Source organism: Corallococcus sp. CA041A (genome assembly GCF_003612075.1).
Classification (GTDB): domain Bacteria; phylum Myxococcota; class Myxococcia; order Myxococcales; family Myxococcaceae; genus Corallococcus; species Corallococcus exiguus.
In genome coordinates this window covers 1-2,191 of sequence record NZ_RAWF01000503.1, presented here as the reverse complement: position 1 = coordinate 2,191, position 2,191 = coordinate 1, and the positions used below count along the sequence as shown (strand labels likewise).

At 70.7% G+C, this 2,191-nt stretch carries 1 protein-coding gene and 1 pseudogene; one reads left to right on the top strand and one right to left on the bottom strand.

Annotation, left to right across the window (positions count from 1 at the left end; translation table 11 throughout):
- Positions 1–1,011, top strand: a pseudogene (locus D7V77_RS41665) (hypothetical protein); the annotation flags it as partial.
- 76 nt (positions 1,012–1,087) lie between these two features.
- On the opposite strand, the gene D7V77_RS41660 reads toward D7V77_RS41665, so the two are convergent.
- The coding region (locus tag D7V77_RS41660; RefSeq protein WP_233597557.1) for a hypothetical protein at positions 1,088–2,191 on the bottom strand (1,104 nt) is incomplete at its 5' end.

Sequence of the window (2,191 nt, the reverse complement as noted above, 5' to 3'; positions counted from 1 at the left end):
GCCGCTGCCCGCCCCGCCGCCGTCGCCGCTCCGGTGACGCCGGCCGCCGCCCCGGGCCCGTCCGCCGCGGATCTGGCGGAGCTGCGCAACCTGCGCGCGAAGGTGGCGGAGCTGCAGAGCGCGCTGGAGGACTCGCGCGCGGAGACGACGCAGGTCGAGGACCGCGTGCAGTCGCTGGAGTCCGAGCTCCAGGCGAAGGCCACGGAGCTGGAGGCGTCCCGCTCCACCTCCGGCAAGAGCGACAAGGACACGTTCGCGCTGCGTGACACCGTCAACAAGCGCGACAAGGAGATCCTGCGGCTCAAGTCGGAGCTGAACCAGAAGGACCAGGAGATCATCGAGCTGAAGGATCAGCACCTGGAGCTGGAGCAGAAGGCCTCCACCTCCGACGAGGAGCTGAACCGCCGCGACGCGCAGATCAAGACGCTCACCACGCGCACCGAGCAGCTCACCACGGAGCGCAAGCGCGTGGATCAGCAGCTGGCCACCGCGAAGGAGGAGGCGCGCGGCGCCACCGCGAAGCTGGGCACGCTCCAGGCGGAGCTGGATCAGCACCAGGCCCAGGCCCAGGAGATGGTGGCCGAGGCGGACAGCCTGCGAGCCCAGATGGCCCAGCAGGACGCGGACCTCCAGGCGGCGCGCGACGAGGCCGAAGGGCTGCGCTCGCAGGTGGAGGCGGCGCAGGGCGAGCTGGAAGGTCTGCGCGGCGAGCTGGACGGCCTGCGTGGCGAGCTGGACGGCCTGCGCGGCCAACTGGAGCAGTCCCAGGCGGACCTCTCCAACCAGAGCGCCCAGGCGGCCGCGGAGGCGGACGGCCTGCGCGCGCGCATCACCGAGCTGGAGCAGGCGGCGGTGCGCAACGAGGAGCGCGTGACGAAGCTCTACGCGCGCATCAAGGGCGACGAGAAGCTGCGCGAGAAGACGAAGAAGGCGCTGGCCATCGCGCAGCAGCTGCTGGACGAGCCGGGCACCGCCGTGGGCGACGACGCCGACGAGGAAGCCGCGGCCTGAAGCACCGCGGTACCGCCTGACGAAACCGGGGGAAGGCGCGGGCTTGTGTGCCGCCCTCCCCCACTCCACGCCCCGGTTACTTGCTGGGCTGCTTCGGGGTCGTCTTCTTCTCGTGCAGCTTCTTGGCGAAGGACTGCACGGCGGCGGGCACGTTCTTGTCGCGGGACAGGTCCTTCAGCTCCGCGTCGCGCAGCGTGTTGAGGAACTTCATGGTGACGGTGAGCGGCACCTTGGGGTTCTTCACCAGCGCGAGCTTCACCTTCTGCATCTTCGTCCACTCGCGGTTGTTGTAGATGACGCGCAGCACGTCGTCGTTGACGGCGCGGTTCGCGGCGCACGCGAGCACCTCGCCGTCGGTGATGCGAGGGCTGCGGATGACGGCCACGCAGACGAGCTTGTTGGTGTCGCGGATGAGGGCGGAGCGGGCCTCCTTGTTGCCCAGCGTGCCCAGCTTGATCTTCTCCGCGATGGACATCTTCATGATGCGCTGGGCGAGCGTCATGCGCTTGCCCTCCTCCATGGGAGCGGCGTCCTCGGCCTGCGCCTCCGTGCCCAGCTCCTGGAGCACCTCCTCCGCGGTGGGGCCCGGATCCGGCGGCGCGGCGGCGGCCTGCGGGCCGTAGATGCGCACGCGCGCGGCCTGCATCGCGGGCACGTCCGCCAGCACCAGGCCGCTGCGGACCGCGAAGTCGCAGATGCTGTCCACCAGTGACACCGGGACGCCGGGGTTGGCGCACAGGCCGCGGATGATGCCCTCGTTGCGCAGCAGGCGCAGCTGGTTCTGGGAGATGATCTCCGCCACCTTCGGGCTGCACGTGCCGGCCACGCTGGCCACGGCGTCGTCCGGCGTCTCCGAGTTGAGGACGAGCATCTCCGCGTAGGCTTCCTTGTCCTTGAGCAGGCCCAGGAAGTAGCCCAGCACGGGCGGCTGCACGCCCTCGTCGCGCAGCGCGGATCCGAGGATGCGGTCCGGCAGGCCGGAGGACGTCTTGGCGGCCGTCTCGCGCACGCCCGCGTCCGGGTCGAACGTGAGCATGTAGAGGGCGCCCAGCATGTCCGCAGGATTGAGCGGCACCAGGGACTTGGCCGCCATCATCCGCAGGGGCACGGGGGCGTTGGGGTCCACGTGCTTGCGCAGGTTGGGCGGCAGGAACTCCGCGTTGAAGGGGCAGCCCGGGGG